The 21,718-nt window shown below is 59.0% G+C and carries 16 protein-coding genes; 10 read left to right on the top strand and 6 right to left on the bottom strand.

Annotated elements, in window-relative coordinates:
• Positions 1 to 5: 5 nt before the first annotated feature.
• The gene (locus tag GJA_RS11250) at positions 6 to 1,760 is read right to left on the bottom strand and encodes a cholesterol oxidase substrate-binding domain-containing protein (protein ID WP_038492152.1); all 1,755 of its coding nucleotides are present in this window, start codon (positions 1,758 to 1,760) and stop codon (positions 6 to 8) included.
• 351 nt (positions 1,761 to 2,111) lie between these two features.
• Between GJA_RS11250 and GJA_RS11245 the strand changes: the two genes are divergently transcribed.
• Positions 2,112 to 3,338 carry a hypothetical protein gene (locus tag GJA_RS11245; RefSeq protein WP_038492149.1) on the top strand — a complete coding sequence of 409 codons (1,227 nt, stop codon included), beginning with the start codon at positions 2,112 to 2,114 and terminating at the stop codon, positions 3,336 to 3,338.
• A 68-nt stretch (positions 3,339 to 3,406) separates the two neighbouring features.
• Here the strand turns inward: GJA_RS11245 and GJA_RS11240 are convergent, their stop codons facing one another.
• Positions 3,407 to 5,059: a 3-(methylthio)propionyl-CoA ligase gene (locus GJA_RS11240; protein ID WP_038492145.1), complete on the bottom strand. Its 1,653-nt coding sequence runs from the start codon at positions 5,057 to 5,059 to the stop codon at positions 3,407 to 3,409.
• A 182-nt stretch (positions 5,060 to 5,241) separates the two neighbouring features.
• On the opposite strand from GJA_RS11240, the gene ampC reads away from it, so the two are divergent.
• From ampC to GJA_RS11205, 7 genes are all read left to right on the top strand, one after another.
• Positions 5,242 to 6,408, top strand: a complete 1,167-nt coding sequence (gene ampC, locus GJA_RS11235; RefSeq protein ID WP_038492143.1) for a class C beta-lactamase — start codon at positions 5,242 to 5,244, stop codon at positions 6,406 to 6,408.
• Between the two features lie 212 nt (positions 6,409 to 6,620).
• Positions 6,621 to 8,015, top strand: a complete 1,395-nt coding sequence (locus GJA_RS11230) for a protein adenylyltransferase SelO (protein WP_038499522.1) — start codon at positions 6,621 to 6,623, stop codon at positions 8,013 to 8,015.
• 24 nt (positions 8,016 to 8,039) lie between these two features.
• Positions 8,040 to 8,441, top strand: a complete 402-nt coding sequence (gene msrB / locus GJA_RS11225; RefSeq protein WP_038492141.1) for a peptide-methionine (R)-S-oxide reductase MsrB — start codon at positions 8,040 to 8,042, stop codon at positions 8,439 to 8,441.
• 40 nt (positions 8,442 to 8,481) lie between these two features.
• A complete protein-coding gene (locus GJA_RS11220) occupies positions 8,482 to 9,111 on the top strand; it encodes a septation protein A (RefSeq protein ID WP_038492138.1) in 630 nt (209 codons plus the stop codon).
• A complete protein-coding gene (locus GJA_RS11215) occupies positions 9,108 to 9,377 on the top strand; it encodes a BolA family protein (RefSeq protein ID WP_038492135.1) in 270 nt (89 codons plus the stop codon). The genes GJA_RS11220 and GJA_RS11215 overlap by 4 nt, the downstream gene beginning before the upstream one ends.
• A 128-nt stretch (positions 9,378 to 9,505) precedes the next feature.
• Positions 9,506 to 10,285, top strand: coding sequence for a peptidylprolyl isomerase (locus GJA_RS11210; RefSeq protein WP_038492133.1), 780 nt, complete (start codon positions 9,506 to 9,508; stop codon positions 10,283 to 10,285).
• A 118-nt stretch (positions 10,286 to 10,403) separates the two neighbouring features.
• Positions 10,404 to 11,180, top strand: a complete 777-nt coding sequence (locus tag GJA_RS11205) for a peptidylprolyl isomerase (RefSeq protein WP_038492130.1) — start codon at positions 10,404 to 10,406, stop codon at positions 11,178 to 11,180.
• A gap of 222 nt (positions 11,181 to 11,402) precedes the next feature.
• Here the strand turns inward: GJA_RS11205 and GJA_RS11200 are convergent, their stop codons facing one another.
• Positions 11,403 to 11,849, bottom strand: coding sequence for a RidA family protein (locus tag GJA_RS11200; RefSeq protein ID WP_081905350.1), 447 nt, complete (start codon positions 11,847 to 11,849; stop codon positions 11,403 to 11,405).
• A gap of 289 nt (positions 11,850 to 12,138) precedes the next feature.
• Between GJA_RS11200 and GJA_RS27280 the strand changes: the two genes are divergently transcribed.
• Entirely contained in the window at positions 12,139 to 12,342 is a 204-nt protein-coding gene (locus GJA_RS27280; RefSeq protein ID WP_144241489.1) for a hypothetical protein, read from the top strand.
• A gap of 113 nt (positions 12,343 to 12,455) precedes the next feature.
• Here GJA_RS27280 and GJA_RS11195 read toward each other — a convergent pair whose 3' ends face one another.
• The 3 genes from GJA_RS11195 to purL form a co-directional block, all read right to left on the bottom strand.
• Positions 12,456 to 15,281 carry a TonB-dependent receptor domain-containing protein gene (locus GJA_RS11195; protein ID WP_081905349.1) on the bottom strand — a complete coding sequence of 942 codons (2,826 nt, stop codon included), beginning with the start codon at positions 15,279 to 15,281 and terminating at the stop codon, positions 12,456 to 12,458.
• On the bottom strand, positions 15,274 to 15,570 hold the full coding sequence (locus GJA_RS27275) for a hypothetical protein (RefSeq protein WP_144241488.1): 297 nt from the start codon (positions 15,568 to 15,570) through the stop codon (positions 15,274 to 15,276). Before GJA_RS27275 ends, GJA_RS11195 begins: the two co-directional genes overlap by 8 nt.
• Before the next feature lie 141 nt (positions 15,571 to 15,711).
• Positions 15,712 to 19,740, bottom strand: a complete 4,029-nt coding sequence (gene purL, locus GJA_RS11190) for a phosphoribosylformylglycinamidine synthase (protein ID WP_038492125.1) — start codon at positions 19,738 to 19,740, stop codon at positions 15,712 to 15,714.
• Positions 19,741 to 20,046: 306 nt separating this feature from the next.
• Between purL and GJA_RS11185 the strand changes: the two genes are divergently transcribed.
• Positions 20,047 to 21,672 carry a response regulator gene (locus GJA_RS11185; protein WP_038492122.1) on the top strand — a complete coding sequence of 542 codons (1,626 nt, stop codon included), beginning with the start codon at positions 20,047 to 20,049 and terminating at the stop codon, positions 21,670 to 21,672.
• Positions 21,673 to 21,718 lie beyond the last annotated feature (46 nt).

Here is a 21,718-nt window from a genome sequence, read left to right as displayed (position 1 = left end):
CCCGGCTACAGCCCCAGGTCGTCGTGCAGCCTGGCCGAGAACAAACGGTGCGGGTCATACTTGTCCAGCACCGCCTTGGCGCTATCCCAGTTGCTGCCGCTCGCTTGTCCGGCCCGGTAGGCGTTCGGCACCGTGGTGTGCAATGCCACCGGATCGGCCCAGGCGGCCTGGTCGGAATAAGCCCAGCCCTTGGACCATTCCGGGCGCAACGCCGCATAAGCGCCGTTATACGTCGCTTCCAGCCATTGCTCGACTTCGCGGTAAAACTGGTTGGCATACGGCGTGCCGGGAAAGGTCAGGATATCCAGCCACACCGCCACGTCCCAGTCGGCATGGTCGGGACGCGGACGCAAGGCAGACAGGGCCGGCGACACGCCGTTCGAACCGGCCACGTCGCCCGGCTGGTCCAGGCCGGTGACGCGGATTTCGACCGGACCGTTCATCGGGTAGCGGCCCTGCGCCTGGTAAGCGGCGACCCGGGCCTGGTAAAAGGTGGTGAATTCATGCAATACGCGCTGCACATCGGCGCGCCTGGTCAACACCGCATAGCCATTGGCGGTGACGCGCAAGGTGGTGGGCTTGATGTATAACAAGAGGTTTTTCGACCAGCCCCACAAATCCCACGATGCGGTGGTCACCAGTCCGCCGGACGCCACCGTGTATTGCAGCTGGCCGAAGGTCGGCGTCAATCCGCCCTGCCCCTGCGTGACGATTTTATAGGCCAGGTCGCTCAAGCCCGCCGGCAGATTATCGGAAAAAGTGTAATTGAACGGCACGTTGGTCTCGCGCGACCAGAATGGCTTGGTGGGCGCCACGCTCCATACCTTGAGCCATGGATTGGTGGTGAACGGAAACCAGATCGCCTCGGCCCGGCCGGACTTGTCGAGAAAACTGGCAAAGGTCTTGCCGGCCGACCCAGGCGCGGCAAACATTTCAGTGTAAGGAATATTGAACAGGCTTTCGCAGCGCAGGCGCTGGTTTTGCGACACTTGCAGCGTGGCCTCGACGATCAGCGCGCGTCCCACATGGGTCAGCAAGGCGGCAATGTCCGGCTCGCTGCGCACCAAGGTTTTCAGTACATACGCCCGGCTGGCCGTGTCATACACCACCGCCTTGACGGACAGCACCAGGTTCGACAGCGAACCATAGGTAGCGCCCGGCAAGCGCTGTTCACCCAGCGCCGGTACCGCCGTGCCATGGCCGTTAATCGCCAGCACGCCGCCCAGCGTCAAATCGCCCGGCGCCGGCGTCGCGGTCATGCCGAGGCCCTTGCCTTCCAGCGCCGTCAGCAACGCTTCCATCGAAATGCCGGTTTGCGCCGTCACCGTGGCGGGCGTCGCCGATTGATCGATGCTGACCGCGGTCAGGTGGCTGGTGGTGTCGAGCAAGACCACGGCCGGACATACATCGCCCGCCGCCACCGTCAGCGGCGACCAATTGTGCATCATGCCGCGCGGACGCACCTTGTAGCCATTGTCCTTGGCCCAGTTGACCACCTTCAGCACTTCGTCCGCGTTGCGCGGCGCGCAGGTCCACACATCGTCGACCTTGATATCGCCGGCCCAGTTGTGAAAGGTTTGCTTGTACAAGGAAATTTCAACCGGAAAATTCCCCGGCACGCTGCAAGAAGCCGCCTGCGCCGAACTGATGCGCGCTAGCGGCATCCAGGCGATAAAAGCGCCCGCGGCGCCGGCCTTGGCCGTTTTTTTCAAGAAATTGCGACGTTGTGACACGGCTTGCTGCTCGTCCTTTGCATTCATGGATACATCCTCCAAGCTTTTGACGTTGATATTATGGAGATGGCAAGACGGCTGCCGACACCAGGCCAGCCGGTATGCATCGCGGTACGCCGCTGAAAAAACAGCAGCGGCGCCGTGGACTACCATAGCGGACACAGCAATAAATTGCAAAAAATAATTATTCTATTTTTAAATAATGTATAAATTTTAAGTGAATTTTATTTTTACACTCACAACAAACGGGGGCGCTTAGACGAGGCTTGCGCCACGGAACCTTTTGCCAGCCTGTCGCAACTTATTGCTACGCACTCGGACAACATTGCCATGTGAGATTGCAAAGAACCGACGATATCGTTCATAGACAGGATCAATATGTATACCAATTTCAATAATACCAACACATCGACCGCCTCCGCTGCGCAATATGGGTCGCGGTCGGCCTTGAACCAGCCCCAGCCATCTACAGGCAGCGCTTCCACCTCGCAATCGCAAAAAGCACCGCGCCAGCAAAAGCACCCCGGCGTCTGGAATAAAATGGTGAAAAGCATACAAGGCAAGAGCAAAAGCAATACGACGCCAGCGGCACCACCGTCGCTGGAATCGCGCGTGAATAGTGCCTTGCAAGGGACGACGGGGGCGACAGGCTTCGATGCGGTCGGCAACCTCTTTGCACTGAAACACGAGGTGATGAATACCCCTGACATGGATAACAATTTTAAATCCCAGATTGTCGCCAAGCTGGAGCAGGAGGCAAGCAATACGATAAGAAATGCACAACAAGCCAAATATTCTCAATCGGCAAAATCCTGGCCTAACGGCGACGTCGCGAATTTGATGCGCCAAACCATGAGCACTGGCGGCGAGGCAAACAGGCTTGCCCTGACCGATGCAATATACGAAAGCCGCCCGTCGCAAACGGCGCCGCTGAACGTCGGTGCGGTGCTGGCTACCGTGATTCATAATCTGGACCCGAATAACCGCGACGAAAAACGCATGGGCCAGTACTTGAGCACGATGATGCAGCGCTACCAGGCCGGCGTGCCGGTGGCTTTGCCAAGCTACTACCATTGCTCGACCAAGGAAAACAGCGAAGAAATCCTCTACTCGGAACGTCCGGGCATCAAAGTGTCGAGCCCGCGGACCGGCACCGGTTCAGCCGGCGCCTGGGTTTCTACCCTGCCAGAAACCGCAACCTATGGCGAATATGTCTTCGGCCTTAACAAAAACGTGGACTTCCTCCACTCCACCAAAAATCCCGGCAGCGAGCGTGAAACGACGCCGCCGCGTCAAGTCGACAGCGGCACCGTGCACGTTGGTTTGCAACAAACCGTATATTTCACGCCGCCATCGTCACAACAAGCGGCACAAGATAGCCCCTTGTCATTTATCGGCGCGCCGGCGCATGACCTTGAAAACCAAAAACGATTGGTGGCGAATACGCTGGGATCACAGCTTGGATTCCCCGACCATCACGGCCGGCAGGACATTGCCGTCTTCGACACACGCACCGTGCACAAGGTAGCGTCCATCATCAACCAGATCACACCGACCACTATCCCCAGGGACTGGGTAAAGAACGGCGCTCGAGTGTTTCAATAAAGCATAGCAATACAGTGGGAAGCGCGTAGCCTTGGCGCTTCCCAACACAACGGGCTCAGCTGACAAAACTATGCTGCCGGCAAACAATACTCCTTGAACTGCTCGCGCAATTTATTCTTTTGGACCTTTCCGGTGGCCCCCATCGGCAAGCTGTCGATGAACACCACGTCATCCGGTATCCACCATTTCGCCACCTTGCCATCGAAAAATTGCAAGAGTTCTTCCCTGGACACATCCATGCCGGGCCGCTTGACCACCAGCAGCAGCGGCCGCTCATCCCATTTCGGATGGGGCAGCCCGATGCACGCCGCCTGCAGCACGGCCGGATGCGCCATCGCCAGGTTTTCCAGGTCGATGGTGCCGATCCACTCGCCGCCGGACTTGATCACGTCCTTGCTGCGGTCGGTGATTTGCATATAGCCGTCGGCGTCGATGGTGGCCACGTCGCCGGTCGGAAACCAGCCGTCTTGCAGCACGTCGCCGCCCTCGTCCTTGAAGTACGATGCAATGATCCACGGTCCCTTGACCAGCAAATGGCCGTAGCTCGTGCCATCCCACGGCAACTCCTTGCCATCGTCGTCGACGATTTTCAGGTCGACGCCATAAATCGCGTGGCCTTGCTTGTGCAAGATCTTGCGCTGTTCGTCTTTCGGCAGCGTCAAATGGCGCGCCTGCAAGCCGCCGGTGGTGCCCAGCGGCGACATTTCCGTCATGCCCCAGCCATGCACCACTTCGATGCCGAACTGGTCCATCAAGGTATCCATCATCGATGGCGGACACGCGGCGCCGCCGATCACGGTGCGCCGGAAGCTGGAGAATTTCAGCTGGTTTTGCAGCGCGTAATTGATCAGCCCCAGCCAGACCGTCGGCACGCCGGCCGAGAACGTCACTTGCTCGCTTTCAAACAGTTCGAACAGCGACTTGCCGTCCAGCGCGGCGCCCGGGAACACCAGCTTGGCGCCGGACAGCGGCACCGAATACGGCAAGCCCCAGGCATTCACGTGGAACATCGGTACTACCGGCAGCACGGTATCGATCGCCGACACATTCAGCGCATTCGGCACCGCCGAACCATAGGCGTGCAGCACCGTCGAGCGGTGCGAATACAGCGCGCCTTTCGGGTTGCCGGTGGTGCCAGACGTGTAACACAGCGTGGCGGCCGAATTTTCATCGAACAGCGGCCACTGGTAATCGTCGGAATGGCTGTCGATCAAGTCTTCATAACACAGCAGATTGGGGATGGCGCTGTGTTGCGGCATGCGGTCGCGGTCGCACATCAGCACGTAATGCTGCACCGTCCTGCATTGCGACGCCATGCCTTCCACCGCCGGCAGGAAGGTCAGGTCGAACAACAGGCATCTATCTTCAGCATGGCCGGTAATGTAGGCGATTTGCTCGGGATGCAGGCGGGGATTGATCGTGTGCAAGACCGCGCCGGAGCCGGACACCGCGTAATACGCTTCCAGGTGCCGGTAGCCATTCCAGGCCAGCGTCGCGACGCGGTCGCCGATGGCCACGCCCAGGCCATGCAAGGCATTCGCCAGGCGCCGTGCGCGCTGGTGGCATGCGCGGTAAGTGTAGCGGTGCAGATCGCCTTCGATCCTGCGGGAAACGATTTCGCTGGCGCCATAATGGCGTGACGCAAACTCGATGATGCTGGAAATCAGCAGCGGCTGATTCATCATTTGCCCCATCACGGGACTCATAGGGTAAGACGGCATGCAATCTCCCGGAAAGTTTGCAAAATTGATATCAAGCGTAGTGTCGTGCGGTCTTGCCAAAACAGTCAACGGTTTTCGATGTTGCGTCGCAGCAAGATAAACCGCTCCTATGCGGCGCCATCCAGCATCGGCTTCGGCTATAGTGGACGACTTCCGTATCATCAAGCAGGAATCCTGAACGCATGAAAATAATCAAACTCATCTCCCTGCTGGCCTGCGCCTTTCCCCTTGCCGGCCACGCCGCCGGCGATGCGCAGCCGCCGCTCAAGGACCAGGTCGATAGCGCCGTCGCGGCGCTGATGAAGCAATACAATATCCCCGGCATGGCGGTCGGCATCAGCGTCGATGGCAAGCGCTATTTTTATAACTACGGCGTGGCGTCCAGGGACAGCAAGCTGCCGGTCGACCAGGACACGCTGTTTGAAATCGGTTCGATCAGCAAGACCTTCACCGCGACGCTGGCGGCCTATGCGGAAGTCGACGGCAAGCTGGCCCTGTCGGACAAGGCCAGCAAATACCTGCCCGCGCTGCGCGGCAGCAGCCTCGACCAGGTCAGCCTGTTGAACCTGGCAACCCACACGCCGGGCGGCATGCCGCTGCAATTCCCCGATGAGGTACAAAGCGACGAACAGGTGATGAACTATTTCAGGCAATGGAAACCGGCTTATGCGCCAGACACTTACCGCACTTACGCCAATCCGGGCATCGGCTTGCTGGGCTGGATCGCCGCCAGGAGCATGGATATCCCGTTCGAGGATGCGCTTGAAAAAAAACTGTTTCCTGCGCTGGGCTTGAAACACAGCTACATCAAGGTGCCGGCCAGCCAATTCAAGCACTATGCGCAAGGATATAACAGCAAGGACGCGCCAGTGCGCGTGTCGCCCGGGCCGCTGGCCGCCGAAGCCTATGGCGTCAAGACCGGGACTGGCGACTTGCTGCAATTTCTCGAAGCTAACATGCAGCTGGCCAAGGTCGATGACCAATGGCAGCGCGCCATCAAGCACACCCAGACCGGCTACTTCAGGTCCGGCACGCTGACCCAGGACTTGATCTGGGAACAGTATGCGTATCCGGTGGAATTAAAACCGCTGCTAGCTGGCAATTCCGGCGACATGGCCTACCACCCGAATCCGGCCACCCGTATCGAGCCGGCCTTGCCGCCGCAAGCCAATGTGCTGATCAATAAAACCGGCTCGACCAACGGTTTTGGCGGCTACGTGGTGTTTATACCGGCGAAAAAGACCGGCATCGTGATATTGGCGAATAAAAACTATCCAGTCGACGCCCGGGTGACGACCGCATATCAATTGCTGCAAGCGCTGGATGGCCGGCAGGCATCAAAACAATAATCAGCCTGATGGCAGGGGGCGGTTTCAGTCACGGTTAAGTTATTGGATGTAATCTTGCTATTAAATCGATGTGCCAGTCAATAAACTGGCACGGTGCGGTAAAATCCATACCCGAGACTTACCACCAACAGAACGGAACCGCCATTACTGCTCACAGCCTGCCACTGGACAATTCATTCGCGGCCTTGCCGCCCGCGTTTTTTACGCGCTTGATGCCCACACCCCTGCCCGCGCCCTACTTTGTCGCCGCCAGCGCCGCCGCTGCGGCACTGGTGGGACTGGATGCGTCCGCCCTGTCCAGCGACGATTTTATCGCCGTGCTGAGCGGCAACATGGTACCGCAACGCGCGCTGCCGCTGTCGGCCGTGTATTCCGGCCACCAGTTCGGCGTCTGGGCCGGCCAATTGGGCGATGGCCGCGCGATCTTGCTGGGTCAACTGGCCACGCCCAGCGGCCCGATGGAATTGCAATTGAAAGGCGCCGGCGCCACGCCCTATTCGCGCATGGGCGACGGCCGCGCCGTGCTGCGCTCGTCGATCCGCGAATTCCTGTGCTCGGAAGCGATGGCCGCACTCGGCATCCCGACCTCGCGCGCGCTGGCCATTACCGGTTCCGACCAGGGCGTGATGCGCGAAACGGTCGAAACCGCGTCCGTGGTCACCCGCATGGCGCCCAGCTTCGTGCGGTTCGGCTCGTTCGAGCACTGGTTTTACAAAAATAAAAAAGACGAATTGAAGGTCCTGGTCGATTATGTGATCGACGGCTTTTATCCGCACTTGCGCCAGCAGGAAAATCCCTACCAGGGTTTGCTGGCGGAAGTATCGACCCGCACCGCGCACATGATCGCGCACTGGCAGGCGGTCGGTTTCATGCATGGCGTGATGAATACCGACAATATGTCGATCCTCGGCCTGACCCTCGATTACGGCCCGTTCGGCTTCATGGAAGCGTTCGACGCGCGCCATATCTGCAACCATACCGACCAGCAAGGCCGTTATTCGTACACCATGCAGCCGGAAATCGGCCACTGGAATTGTTATGCGCTGGGCCAGGCCTTGTTGCCGCTGATTGGCGAAGTGTCTGCCGCGCAAGCGGCGCTGGACGTCTACCAGCCAGCCTTTGCCGCCAAGATGGATGAATTGCTGCATAAAAAGCTGGGCCTGTCCACGGTGCAAGCCGACGATACGGCGCTGTTCGACAGCATGTTTGCGCTGATGCAAGCCAATCATGTCGATTTCACACTGTTCTTCCGCCGCCTCGGCGATTTGCGCAGCCATGCCCCGGAACAAGACGAGCCGCTGCGCGACCTGTTCATCGACCGCCCGGCCTTTGACGCCTGGGCCGTCGGCTACCGCGAACGGCTGCGCCTGGAAGCCAGCGACGACGGCAGCCGCCGCGTGGCGATGAACTTGATTAACCCAAAATACGTATTGCGCAACTACCTGGCGCAAGTTGCCATTGAAAAAGCGCAGCAAAAGGACTTTACTGAAGTGGCGCGCCTGCTGCAGGTGCTGCAGCGTCCGTTCGATGAACAGCCGGGGCATGAGCAGTATGCCGCGCTGCCGCCGGACTGGGCCAGTCATCTGGAAGTGAGCTGCTCTTCTTAACTTTTTTGATAAACCACCACTATTATGACCACCGCCAAAGTAAAAAAGACCGATGCCGAATGGCGCGCCATGCTCGACTCGATGCAATATGAGGTCACGCGCCACGCCGCCACCGAACGCGCCTTCACCGGCAAATTCTGGGATCACCACGAACACGGCATCTACACTTGCGTCTGCTGCAACACGCCGCTGTTCGCCTCCGACACCAAGTTCGATTCCGGCTGCGGCTGGCCGAGTTATTTCAAGGCGCTCGATCCGGCCCATGTGACTGAAATCGTCGACCGCAGCCATGGCATGGTGCGCACCGAAATTGTCTGCGCCGTGTGCGACGCCCACCTGGGACATGTGTTCCCGGACGGCCCGCCGCCAACCGGCTTACGTTATTGCATCAATTCGGCATCGCTGCGTTTTGACCCGCAAGATTAAGCATCACCTTTCCCTTATTACTACAATCGGTAAATAAACGATGAAACTTTTGTTCGACTTTTTCCCGCTGCTGGCTTTCTTTATTGCCTATAAATTAGCGGGGCACGATCAGGCGGCGGCCCATGCGCTGGTGGAGCGATACCTGTCCGGCGTCATTTCCGGCGGCATCATCAAGCCCGACCAGGCGCCGCTGATGATTGCCACGCTGGTCGGCATCGTCGCCACCGCGCTGCAAGTCGGCTACCTGATCGCCCGCAAACGCAAGGTCGACGGCATGCTGTGGCTGTCGCTGGTGGTGTTCGTGGTGTTTGGCGGTTCCAGTATCTACTTCCACAACGACAACTTCATCAAGTGGAAACCGACGCTGATCTACTGGCTGTCGGGCCTGGCGCTGCTGGTCGGTCACGTTTTCTTCAAGAAAAACTTCATCCGCAAGACCATGGAATCGCAAGTCAAGCTGCCGCAAGACGTCTGGCAAAAACTGCTGTTCGCATGGATCACGTTTTTTGCCGCGATCGGCGCGCTGAACCTGTTTGTCGCGTTCGTATTCTATGCCGGCGATACGGCGGCATGGGTCAGCTTCAAGGCGTTTGGCGCAACCGGGATTTTCTTTGTCTTCATCGTTTGCCAAACCCTGTTCCTGGCAAAACACATCAAGGAGGAAACATGAGCGAACGCATCGAACGTATTAAAAGCCGGCTGGAAAGCGCCCTGTCCCCGGTCGAATGTGTGCTCGAAGACGACTCGGCACGCCACGCCGGACATGCCGGCGCGGCTTCCGGCGGCGGCCATTACAATTTACGGATTGTTTCTAGTCAATTTGAAGGGCTCAGACTCGTCACGCGCCATCGACTCGTGTATGATTCCGTGCACGATATGATGCATAATGAGATTCATGCATTGGCTATTGTGGCTTTGGCGCCGTCCGAAGTATGATAATGGACAGCGATTAACGCAGTATGAAAATCGCCATACCCAATTAAACAAAAGTGAACAAACAGCAGTAATTGCAATTTAATTTCATCAACGCGTTTTTTACGAACTTTCCCTAACAGGATTTAATAATGACTTTTAAGCCAGCCCGCTTGCTGATCGCACTTCTCGCCGTTGTTGCGGTACCTGTTCTCGCGCAAAACGTTGCCGTTGTCAATGGCAAGCCTATCCCGTCGTCCCGCGTTGACGCAGTCGTCAAGCAAGTCGTGGCACAAGGTCAGCAACCTGATTCGCCGCAACTGCGCGAATTGATCAAGAAAGACTTGATCGGTCGTGAAGTGCTGATGCAAGAAGCTGAAAAACAAGGTTTCGGCAAGGATCCAGCGGTCAAGCAGCAAATCGACAATGCGCGTCAAGCCATCGTCGTCAATGCACTGGTCGGCGACTACCTGAAAAAGAACCCGGTCAGCGACGCGGACATCAAGGCTGAGTACGACAAATTCAAGGCCCAGGCCGGCGACAAGGAATACCATGTGCGCCATATCCTGCTCGCCACCGAAGCGGAAGCAAAAGACGTGATCGCCAAGCTGAAAGGCGGCGCCAAGTTCGAAGACCTGGCCAAAGCGTCGAAAGACACCGGTTCGGCTGAAAACGGCGGCGACCTGGACTGGGCATCGCCTTCGTCCTTCCCTAAAGTTTTCTCGGATGCCTTCGTCGGTCTGAAAAACGGCCAGATCACCGAAACCCCGGTACAAACCCCGAACGGTTTCCACGTGATCAAACTGGATGACACCCGCCCGGCCAAACTGCCGTCGCTGGAAGAAGTCAAGCCACAGATCGCCGAAGCGCTGCAACAAAAGAAATTGCAAGCGTACCAAGAAGAAATGGTCAAAAAGGCCAAAATCCAGTAATCATGTCATACCGGCCGGCGCCCCTTGTGGGCGCCGGTCGCGTATTGCGTGATTAGAACCAGCGTATTGCGTCTTTCAACGCAAGCGTGTCGATTATTACTTTAATAGGATGTTATACATGAATCTGAAGCCAGCCAGCCTGTTGTTAGCCTTGGTCGCGGTCGCCGCCATTCCGGCTTACGCCCAAAACGTCGCCACCGTCAATGGCAAAGCCATTCCAAGCTCGCGCCTGGACCAGGTCGTCAAGCAAGTGGTTGCACAAGGCAAACAAGCGGATTCGCCACAATTGCGCGATGCGATCAAGAAAGACCTGATCGGCCGCGAAGTGTTGATACAGGAAGCCGACAAACAAGGCTACGGCACCCGTCCTGAAGTCAAGGCGCAAGTCGAGAACGCCCGTCAAAGCATCATCATCAATGCAATGCTGGCCGACTACGTCAAGAAAAATCCCGTCAAGGATGCCGAAATCAAGGCTGAATACGACAAGTTCAAGGCGCAAGCCGGCGACAAGGAATACCATGCCCGCCACATCCTGGTCGGCACCGAAGCGGAAGCGAAAGACATCATCGCCAAGCTGAAAGGCGGCGCCAAGTTTGAAGAACTGGCGAAAGTATCGAAAGACGGTTCCGCAGCCAATGGCGGCGACCTGGACTGGGCCAGCCCTGCTTCCTACGTCAAACCGTTCGCCGATGCGCTGACCGCGTTGAAACCAGGCCAGATCACCGAAACCCCGGTCAAGAGTGAATACGGTTTCCACGTGATCAAGCTGGAAGAAACCCGTCCAACCAAGCTGCCGGCATTCGAACAAGTCAAAGGCCAGATCGCCGAATCGCTGCAACAAGGCCGCGTTCGCACCCTGCGCGAAGACTTGATCAAAAAAGCAAAAATCCAGTAACCGGTTTTTACTGCGATGCCACAAAGCGCCCCGCGGGGCGCTTTTTTATTGGCCGGCCATTCAAGCCGGAATAAGATCACCCGGCGATTGCCAGGTAATCGGTATACCCATGTTCCCCGGCTGAATAAAACGTCGCCGGACCGGCTGCTTGCAAACCTGCGCGGCAAGTCCGGATTGGCTGAAGGCCCGCAATCACAGGCTGCCGGCCTTCAGCCGCGTCGTTTAATGTGCCGGCTGGTAAGCGATGCACTCTACTTCCAGATCGGCCTTCAGCGCCAGGCCATTCACGCCCATCGCGCTGCGCGCCGGATATTTTCCCGCCTTGAAATAGGTTTTATAGACGTCATTGAAGGCCGGGAAATTACTCATGTCATTGATGAATACGGTGCACTTGGCCACATCGTCCATCCCTAGCCCTGCTTCCTTCAAGACCGCGCCGACGTTGCGCATCACCTGATGGGCTTGCGCCTCGAAGCCCGGCACCAGCTTGCCGTCGGCGTCGGTACCCAGCTGGCCGGACACGTACACGGTATCGCCCGCTTTCACGGCCTTGGAATAAGGAAAGGCCGGCGATGGACTGATGCGCTGCACCGCATCCGCCGCTTGCGCCTGCAATGCAAGCGCCATCAACAGGCTGGAGCCGAGTAAAGCCACAAAACTTTTCTTCATAAAATGCCTACCTTCCAGGTTAGTGTTGCACACGAAAAACAATTGCCAGACTATATCAGGCCGCGCCGCTCAATCTGAATGATCAACAAAAATTTACAAATAGCGGCGGCAACACGGTAGAGGCTGCAATACAACAATCCATCATGTAAACCGTGGCCAAGTTGGCTTTGCTATTGCTCAATCAACTTTCCAGTGGCAATATCGACAGCAAGTCGGTCTGACGACGACGCAGCATAAGCCGCGCAGTATCACTCGCGGGTCCAGGCACACAACGTTGATCACATAAAAAATGACAAACCTTCGACTGGCATTCTTTAATACGTTGCGCAAACATGGCTGGAACGCACTGTGCGCCGCCGTCGTCATCATGATGGCCCATTGGCTGCGCGCCAAGCGGCTCGACTTCACTGATGTCATCAGCGCGCTGGCCGTGTTGACTATTTATCTGGCCGTGGCCACCTCGATCGCCTACTACCGGCTGCGCAAGGCATGACGATTTTTCAGGAAATTTAACCCTCCTCCAAAAAAAATCCCCGTCCTGGAACGGGGATTTTCATCAGGCCAGCCGGACTTTATGCGAACAGCCCGGCCTGGCTCAGGCCGAGATTAAAACTTGTACTCGTAAGCAACACGAGCGGTACGGCCGCGTACCGGAGGAATCGAAGTACTGGCGCGCAGGTCGACCACGGCTGCGCGGTTGAACACGTTATTGATATAGAACAAAATGGTCGAGTTCTTGAAGCCGGCATAGCTCAAGTTCGCATCCACCACATAGTCCTTATCGAGTTTGCAATAATCGGCCGGGAAATTGCGGTCCTCACAACCTTGCGCCGTATAACGCTGGTCATACTTGTCGGTGATCAGCTTGGTGCCTGGCAAGTAGGTCAACGCGCCGCCCACGTTCCACGCGCCTTTTTTCCAGTTGCTGGTGGCGCGGATGTTGTAGCGATAGTTTTCATAGGTGCCGACCAGGTTTTCCGTGTAGTCGTTGGTCACCGTATCCCAGCTGCGATAGTCCAGCTGGTAATTGGCGCGGATCGACGACGACAGCCGGCCCGCGCTGCCCAGGTTCCAGCGGTGCGTCAATTCCATGTCCAGGCCCGAGACGCGGGTCTTGTTCAGGTTTTCATAACGCTGCGACAAGGCGCTGACGCGGCCCACCGAGAATTGCAAATCCTTGCCGGACAATTCCTTGACGCGCGCGGCAACGGCCTGGTCGTCGGCCGAGACGGGCGCGCGCTGCACGCTGCCTGGCACGCCATCTTCGCTGCTCAGCACCTGGTCGACGCTCTTGGTGCCGATTTCATTGCGGCGTTCGATGCGGTAGTAATCCAGCGTCAGGGTCAGGTCGCGGGTCGGTTCCAGCACCACGCCGAAGTTGTAGCTCTTCGACTTTTCAGGCGCCAGGCCGGCATTGCCGTCGGTCGATACCGCAAAACTGGTGGCGCAACCGAGGCTGTCGCGCACGCGCAAGGCGTCGGCCTTGTCGAGTGGATTGCTGCTGGCGTTCAGTACCGCATACATGGCCTGCGCGGTGGCGCAGCGCTTCGGATCCTGGATGCTGTTCTGGAACGCGGACAAGGCCACTTTGCCGGTCTCGGCGGCATTCGGCGCGCGGAAACCCTGGGCTACCGTGCCGCGCAAGATCAAGCCCCTGGTCACTTCGAAACGCATGCCCACCTTGGGCACGATCGAGGTTTCCGTCTGGCCTACCTTGTCGACGCGCACCGCGCCGTTCACTTCCAGCGCCTTGGTCAGCGGCGCATTCAATTCGGCGTAGGCGGCGCTCATATGGCGCGAGCCTTCGACATTGATCGCACCGTAACCGACGATTTCGGCGTTGGCGATATTGTCGCTGACATAGGCATTGAACTTGTCGGTGCGGAAATCGCCGCCGATTGCCAGGCTCAGCGGACCGCCAGGCAAGGCCATCAATTCACGCGTGGCGCGCGCATCGATGAACACTTGCTTCGTTTCGCCGCCGAACACCACTGTCGGGAACATGCGGTTCAACAATTCAGCGCTGTTCTGGCCGCCGAATTTATATTCGCCGCTCAACACTGCCGCCAGGTAATTGGCCGCGTGTTTCGGGCCGCGGATCTGGTTGTCGGCGGTCGACGCCATCGCGCCGACGGCGGTGTTCCAATCCCAGCCATAGTCCGAGCCTTCCAGGCCGACCATCACACGGTATTGTTTGGCATGGGCCACGCTTTTGAACATGTTCGGATCGTCGGCGTAGCGATAGCGCAATTCGACCGGGAAACTGTATGGATTATTGGGATGGCCCACCGGCAAACGCGGCTCGGTAAAGCTTTTCAGCGCCTGGTCCTTGACGCTGTACCAGGTGCTGGCCGAACCGGTGTATTGCATGATCGGCGGCGCGTTGTAGTAGCTGGTGGTGGTGTCGGAATAGGTAACTTCCGAAAACGCCTGCATGCCATTCGACAAATTCAAGCGTCCGCCGCCAAAGAAGTTGTAGCGCTTGGCTTCGGCGTGGGCGCCCAGGCGGTCGTACTGGTCGAAACGGCACAGACCGCCGGTGATATTTTCTGGAGCGCAACCAGGCGCAGGCGTGTTGAACGATTTGCCGGCCAAGGCCGGATCGGCATAGTTGGCCGGATAGCGGCCGACATAGTTGCCTGGGTAAGAATAGCTGGACTTCACGCCAAAGCTCGGGTTGACGTAGTCGGTATACCAGCTCGGCACCGATTTTTCGATCGCGCGGTCTGAATAAGGCGAGCGGTGGAATGCCTCCAGGTTACCGAAAACGTTATAACCATCGGTGCGCAAGTCGCCGATGCCGGCGGTGATCGATGCGGTTTGATCCTTGTTCATCACGCTGTTCACCAGCGACTGGCGCGCGCCGCCCTTCAGCGTAACGCCCTGGAACTCGCGCTTGGTGATCACGTTGATCACGCCCGCGACGGCGTCCGAGCCATAGATCGCCGAGGCGCCATCGAGCAGCACTTCAATCCGGTCGATGATTTCGGTCGGCAAGGTATCGATATTGACGAAGGTTTCTTGCCCGCCGTCGGCAAAACCGTAGTTGGAAATACGCCGGCCATTGAGCAAGGTCAGCGTGGAACCCTTGCCGAGGTTGCGCAGCGAAACGCCGGAAGCGCCACTGGCGAAGGAATTGCCGCCGCCGAGGTCGGTCAAGGCGCCGGTATTCGCCGTCAGCGTATCGAGGATATCCTTGACGGTGCTGGCGCCGATCGCCGTGATTTCCTCGCGCGAGATCACTTGCACCGGCGACGACGTTTCCTGATCCGCGCCGCGCTTGATGTTGGAACCCGTGACGACGACTTTTTCTACGCCGCCTTTATTTTCTGCCTGAGCCGATGATTGTGCATATGCCGGAAAAAACTGCGAGGACACCAAGGTCAGCGCAACAGCGATGACACTTTTCTTCAGTATTAGTTGTTTACTCAAAACACACTCCCGGATTTATAGATATTTTTATAAAAATATCAATTTTTATGATTGAAACCCGATGTTTTTTAATCAGGCCCAATGATTTTGTCATACGGATGTAATGAAAAGTAACGGTTAATCGTAATTTAAAAATTTTCCCGAAAATGTTGTTTTTATGAATTATTACATCTATACAATAATTATTTGAGCGGATACTATTGATTGGATAGTCACTTTTCAAGGCCGGAGCAGCGGATGCATCGCTGCCCGATTGCGGGCTGTTGCACGCCCGTTTGGCGCTGGCCATGCTCCGCCATGGCCAGCGGGCGAAAAAAAAACCGCTGTCATCGCGACAGCGGTTTTTGGACTGAATATCCAGCCCAGGGGCGCAACGCCCCTGGCTGTTATTCGATGCTTATTTCACGCTTATTCCATACCTATTCGACACTTACCCGACAAACTTGCGGGCATTCCTGAACATGCGCATCCACGGCGAGTCCTCGCCCCACGATTGCGGATGCCATGATTGCTGTACCGAGCGGAATACCCGCTCCGCATGCGGCATCAGCACCGTGAAGCGGCCGTCCGGCGTGGTCACCGAGGTCAAGCCTTGCGGCGAACCGTTCGGGTTGTACGGATACGCTTCGGTGGCCTGGCCCTGGTGGTCGACAAAACGCAGCGCCGCCGTGACCTGGCTGATGTCGCCGGTTTGCGAGAAGTCGGCATACCCTTCGCCGTGGGCGATGGCGATGCCGGCCTGGGTGCCGGCCATGCCCTGGAAGAAGATCGACGGCGAATCCAGCACTTCGACCATCGCGAAACGGCCTTCGAATTTCTCCGATTTGTTGCGCGTGAACTTAGGCCAGGCATGCGCGCCGGGGATGATCGATTTCAGGTTGCTCATCATCTGGCAGCCGTTGCAGATGCCCAGGCCGAAGCTGTCGCCACGGCTGAAGAAGCGCGCGAACTGATCCGACAGGCTGCTGTTGAACAAGATGGTCTTGGCCCAGCCCTCGCCCGCACCCAGCACGTCGCCGTACGAAAAGCCGCCGACCGCGATCACGCCCTGGAAGTCGTCCAGCTTGACGCGGTCGGCGATCAGGTCGCTCATGTGCACGTCGACCGCGGCAAAGCCGGCCTGGTGCATCACGTAGGCGGTTTCGATGTGCGAATTGACGCCCTGCTCGCGCAAGATCGCCACGCGCGGGCGCACGCCGCTGGCCAGGAATGGCGCGGCGATGTTGTCCGACGGGTCGAAGGTCAGCACCGGCGTCATGCCGCGGTCGTGCTGGTCCAGCAAGCGGTCGTATTCGGCATCGGCGCAGGCGGGATTGTCGCGCAGGCGGGCGATGCGCCAGCTGGTTTCGCTCCACAGCCGGTGCAGTTCGGCACGCGGCTGGGTGTAGACCAGCTTGGCGTCGCGGGTGAATTCGATCACGTCGCGCTCGTTCGGCTTACCGATGATGTGGCTGCATGCGCCCAGGTTGAAGCTGCGCAGCACGTCCATCACCAGCGATTTTTCTTCGGCGCGCACTTGCAGCACGGCGCCCAGCTCTTCGCTGAACAAGGCGCGCAAGGTCAGTTCCTTGCGCCGTTCGGCCACCTGGCCGGCCCAGTTCTTGGCGTCGCCCCAGTCGGACGCATGCTCGCCTTCGAGGGTCAGCATGTCGAGGTTGATCGACAGGCCGGTATGGCCGGCGAAGGCCATTTCGGCCAGCGTCGCGTACAGGCCGCCGTCGGAACGGTCATGGTAGGCCAGCAGCTTGCCGTCGCCGTTCAATTGCTGGATCGCGCCGAAGAATGCCTTCAAATCGTCCGCGCTGTCGACGTCCGGGGTTTCATTGCCCAGCTGGCCGGTCACTTGCGCCAGCGCCGAGGCGCCGAGGCGGTTCTTGCCGCGGCCCAGGTCGATCAGGATGATGCTGGTGTCGCCGGCATCGGTCCTGATTTGCGGCGTCAGCGATTTGCGCACGTCGCTCACCGGCGCGAACGAGGAAACGATCAGCGAGACCGGCGACGTCACCGATTTGCTGTGTTCTTCATCTTTCCAGGTAGTGCGCATCGACAGCGAATCCTTGCCGACCGGGATGCTGATGCCCAGCGCCGGGCACAATTCCATGCCGACCGCCTTGACGGTGTCGTACAGCGCCGCGTCCTGGCCCGGCTGGCCGCACGCGGCCATCCAGTTGGCCGACAATTTGATGTCGGAGATATCGCCAATCGCGGCGGCGGCGATGTTGGTGACGGCTTCGCCGACCGCCATGCGGCCCGAGGCCGGCGCGTCGATCACGGCCAGCGGGGTGCGTTCGCCCATCGCCATCGCTTCGCCCAGGTAACCTTCGAAGCTCATCGCGGTGACGGCGCAATCGGCCACCGGCACTTGCCATGGGCCGACCATCTGGTCGCGCACGGTCATGCCGCCCACGCTGCGGTCGCCGATGGTGATCAGGAACGATTTGTCGGCCACGGTCGGCAGCAGCAAGACGCGCTGCGCCACGTCGGCCAGTTCCAGGCCGGTCAGGTCGATCGGCGGGAAGTCGTTGGCCACGCGCACCACGTCGCGCTGCATTTTTGGCGGCTTGCCGAGCAAGACATCCATCGGCATGTCGACCGGCTCGTTGCCGAGATCGGTATCGATCAGTTTCAGCTGGCGCTCTTCGGTGGCCACGCCGACGGCGGCGAACAGGCAGCGTTCGCGTTCGCACAGCGCCTTGAACAGCGGCAGATTGTCCGGCGCAATCGCCAGCACATAACGTTCCTGCGACTCGTTGCTCCAGATTTCTTTCGGAGCCATGCCGCTTTCTTCCAGCGGGATCTTGCGCAAGTCGAAGATCGCGCCGCGCTTGGCGTCGTTGGTGATTTCAGGGAACGCGTTCGACAAGCCGCCCGCGCCCACGTCGTGGATCGAGATGATCGGATTATCAAGCCCCATTTGCCAGCAGGCGTTGATGACTTCCTGGGCGCGGCGCTCCATTTCCGGGTTGCCGCGCTGGACCGAGTCGAAGTCCAGGTCGGCGGTGTTGCTGCCGGTGGTCATCGACGACGCGGCGCTGCCGCCCATGCCGATGCGCATGCCAGGGCCGCCCAGCTGGATCAGCAGGCTGCCGACCGGGATATCGTTTTTATGGGTGTGCTGCGCCGAGATATTGCCGATGCCGCCGGCGATCATGATCGGCTTGTGGTAGCCGAACACGCCGTTCGGGCCGACATTTTGTTCGTAGCTGCGGAAGTAGCCGCCCAATACCGGACGGCCGAATTCGTTGGAGAACGCGGCACCGCCGAGCGGGCCTTCGATCATGATTTGCAGCGCCGACGCGATGCGGTCCGGCTTGCCGTATTGATCAGCCTCGGCGCGGCCAGCCAGCGGCGCCGTCACGGATGCTGCCGTTTCCCAGCTGCGCACGGCGTCTGGCAAAGACAGGTTCGAGACGGTGAAGCCGGTCAAACCCGCTTTTGGCTTGGCGCCGCGGCCGGTCGCGCCTTCGTCGCGGATTTCGCCGCCGGCGCCGGTCGAGGCGCCCGGGAATGGCGAGATCGCGGTCGGGTGGTTATGCGTCTCGACCTTCATCAGCGTGTGCGTCAATTCGGTCGAGGCCGCATATTCGTGGCTGTCGCCGCGCGGGTAGAAACGCGAGACGGTGGCGCCTTCCATGATCGACGAATTGTCGCTGTACGCCACCACGGTGCCTTTCGGCTGCAATTCGTGGGTGTTCTTGATCATGCCGAACAGCGATTTCGGCTGGGCCACGCCGTCGATGGTCCAGTCGGCGTTGAAAATCTTGTGGCGGCAATGTTCGCTGTTCGCTTGCGCGAACATCATCAGTTCGACGTCGGTCGGGTTGCGGCCGGCCTTGGTGAACGCGGCGTCCAGGTAGTCGATTTCGTCTTCCGACATGGCCAGGCCGAGTTCGATATTGGCTTTTTCCAGCGCCCCCTTGCCTGCGCCCAGCACGTCGATCGATTCCAGCGGACGCGCTTCCAGCGTGCGGAACAAGTCCGCCGCCTGGTCGGCGTTGCGCAGCACGGATTCGGTCATGCGGTCGTGCAGCAAGTCGGCGACTTCGCGGGCCTGGCTGTCCGACAGTTTCCGGGCCGCGCCGATGCTGCTGCCGAGGATACCGGCTTTCAAGTTGATACGGAAAGCAATGCCCCGCTCGACCCGCTTGATGTGCGCCATGCCGCAATTGTGGGCGATGTCGGTGGCCTTGGAGGCCCACGGCGAAATCGTGCCGAAGCGCGGAATCACAAAGAATTCCTCGCTCAGGCCATCGGTGAGGTCGGCTTCGGCCGGCTCGCCGTAGGTCAGCAAGCCATCGAGGCGGTTGCGGTCGTCGCTCGACAGCGGCGCGCTGGCATCGATGAAATGGACATAACGGGCTTGCACCGACGTGATGCCTGGCAGCACGGTTTGCAATTGGGTTAACAGGCGGTGACTACGGAAAACGGACAGGGCATTGGAACCCGGCAGTATCAACATGGTTGGAAGGTGGTTGATGCAGCGTGGCTGCGGGTTAAAGGTAGGTACGGCACGATCATGGTGTTGCGGATTTTCCTTTGCGCGCATTATACCCGTTTTACCCCTGTTTTATTAGTCTAACTATCATCATGGCGGCCTGCTTCGCCGCCGATCTTGCCTATGCAAAGCAACATTTGGCGCTGTTTTATATAGGGTTTGGCAACAGTCGCTGCCACACCGGTGCATTTTCTGGCAATTTTTACTTCTGTTGCAGTATGCTAACTAGAAATGACTCCCATCTTTCCGTGAAGGTAAGAAAGCGAAACGATGCAAGAATATAGCGACCTGTCCGTCCTGATCATCGACCCGAATCCCAGCATGCGCGGCAACCTGCACAATATGCTGAACCAGTCGGCGATCACCAAGATCGAATACGCTGCCAGTTCCGGCACGGCGATCCGCATGCTGGCCAAAAAACCGTTCGACATCGTGCTGTGCGAATACGACCTGGGCAGCGGCCTGGATGGCCAGGACGGCCAGCAATTGCTGGAAGACCTGCGGCACCACAAGCTGATCGGGCTGTGGACCATTTTCATCATGCTGACCTCGGAAGCGATCCACAGCAAGGTGGTCAGCGCGGCCGAACTGACGCCGGCCGACTATATATTAAAACCGTTTACCGTCGATGTGCTGAGCAGCCGCATCGGCCGCGCCATCGAGCGCCGCGCGATCTTCCTGCCGGCGTTTCAATTGATCAGCCAGGGCAATCTGCGCGCCGCGATCAAGGCCTGCGCCGACGCCGAACTGAAGCATCCGCGCTACGCCGCCGATTTCGCCCGGCTGCGCGCCGAGCTGCACCTGACGCTGAACGAATGGAGCGAGGCCGAATCGATTTACCAGGAAACGCTGCTGACCCGGCCGATGGCCTGGGCCCACCTGGGCCTGGCGCGCACGCTGCACGAGCAGCAGCGTTACGAAGAAGCCCAGCAGGCGCTGGGCGAGCTGGTCGAACAGAATCCCCGTTTCATGGCCGCCTACGACTTGCTGGCGCAAACCCATGAAGCGATGGGCCAGCCGCTGCTGGCCAAGAAAATCCTCGAAGACGCGGTGGCGATTTCGCCGCACATGGTGCGCCGCCTGCGCCGCCTGGGCGAAGTGTCGTTCGATTCGGGCGACATCGGCGGCGCCGAGCGGGCCTTCAAGCAAGTGGTCAGCAAGGCCAAGTATTCCGAGTTCCGCAATCCGGAAGACCACGTCAACCTGGTCAGGACGCTGGTCCAGAAAGGCGACGCGGCGCAAGCGGCCGGCGTGGTGCGCGACATGGAACGCTCGCTGCGCGGCGGCGCCAACGTCGATGTGTGCCGCGCGGTGTCGTCGGCGATGCTGCATGAACTGGCCGGCAATGGCGAAGCCGCGGCCGCGGAATTGCATACCGCGGTGACGGCGCTGGGATCGAGCAAGGGCTTGTCGACCCAGCTGAAAATCGGCCTGGCCAACAGCTGCCTGAAAAACGACCTGGACCAGGCCGCGTCGGACGTCATGCTCAACCTGATGAACGACAGCGACAGCGATATCACCATGGAACAAGTGGTGGACGTGTTTGAAAAAGCCGGCCGCCACGACCTGGCGCAAGGCATGGGCGCGCAGATCAGCCAGCAGGTGCAAGACTTGCTGAGCGACGCGGCCAGCAAGTCGGACAGCGGCGAACTCAAGGGCGCGGTCTTCGTGCTGCGCCAGGCGCTGCGCAAGACGCCTGGCAACCTGCCGGTGCTGTTCGCCTCGGTCGAGGCGATCCTGAAACAGCTCAATATGCTGGGCTGGGAAGCGACGCTGGCGGAACAGGCCCAGCACCAGTTGCAAACCATCCGCAAGATCGACCCGACACATCCGACGCTGGAATCGCTGCGCCAGCAATATGCGGCGACCCAGCACAAATACGGTATCGCGAGTTAGAACGCCTGGCAAAACCTGCTGCGCGTGGTGATTTACGGCCTCCGAT

Origin of the sequence: Janthinobacterium agaricidamnosum NBRC 102515 = DSM 9628 (assembly GCF_000723165.1) — a bacterium.
GTDB lineage: Bacteria > Pseudomonadota > Gammaproteobacteria > Burkholderiales > Burkholderiaceae_D > Janthinobacterium > Janthinobacterium agaricidamnosum.
Note: the sequence above shows the minus strand (reverse complement) of the source record. Positions and strands in the feature narration are given on the sequence as shown.

Bases quoted from the DNA above. Each gene is read 5' to 3' on its own strand.
- purL (WP_038492125.1), bottom strand. From the start codon at position 19,740: ATGTTGATACTGCCGGGTTCCAATGCCCTGTCCGTTTTCCGTAGTCAC.
- GJA_RS11215 (WP_038492135.1), top strand. From the start codon at position 9,108: ATGAGCGAACGCATCGAACGTATTAAAAGCCGGCTGGAAAGCGCCCTG.
- GJA_RS11230 (WP_038499522.1), top strand. From the start codon at position 6,621: ATGCCCACACCCCTGCCCGCGCCCTACTTTGTCGCCGCCAGCGCCGCC.
- GJA_RS11220 (WP_038492138.1), top strand. From the start codon at position 8,482: ATGAAACTTTTGTTCGACTTTTTCCCGCTGCTGGCTTTCTTTATTGCC.
- GJA_RS27275 (WP_144241488.1), bottom strand. From the start codon at position 15,570: ATGGCCAGCGCCAAACGGGCGTGCAACAGCCCGCAATCGGGCAGCGAT.
- GJA_RS11205 (WP_038492130.1), top strand. From the start codon at position 10,404: ATGAATCTGAAGCCAGCCAGCCTGTTGTTAGCCTTGGTCGCGGTCGCC.
- GJA_RS11200 (WP_081905350.1), bottom strand. From the start codon at position 11,849: ATGAAGAAAAGTTTTGTGGCTTTACTCGGCTCCAGCCTGTTGATGGCG.
- GJA_RS27280 (WP_144241489.1), top strand. From the start codon at position 12,139: ATGACAAACCTTCGACTGGCATTCTTTAATACGTTGCGCAAACATGGC.
- GJA_RS11245 (WP_038492149.1), top strand. From the start codon at position 2,112: ATGTATACCAATTTCAATAATACCAACACATCGACCGCCTCCGCTGCG.
- msrB (WP_038492141.1), top strand. From the start codon at position 8,040: ATGACCACCGCCAAAGTAAAAAAGACCGATGCCGAATGGCGCGCCATG.
- GJA_RS11250 (WP_038492152.1), bottom strand. From the start codon at position 1,760: ATGAATGCAAAGGACGAGCAGCAAGCCGTGTCACAACGTCGCAATTTC.
- GJA_RS11210 (WP_038492133.1), top strand. From the start codon at position 9,506: ATGACTTTTAAGCCAGCCCGCTTGCTGATCGCACTTCTCGCCGTTGTT.
- ampC (WP_038492143.1), top strand. From the start codon at position 5,242: ATGAAAATAATCAAACTCATCTCCCTGCTGGCCTGCGCCTTTCCCCTT.
- GJA_RS11185 (WP_038492122.1), top strand. From the start codon at position 20,047: ATGCAAGAATATAGCGACCTGTCCGTCCTGATCATCGACCCGAATCCC.
- GJA_RS11240 (WP_038492145.1), bottom strand. From the start codon at position 5,059: ATGCCGTCTTACCCTATGAGTCCCGTGATGGGGCAAATGATGAATCAG.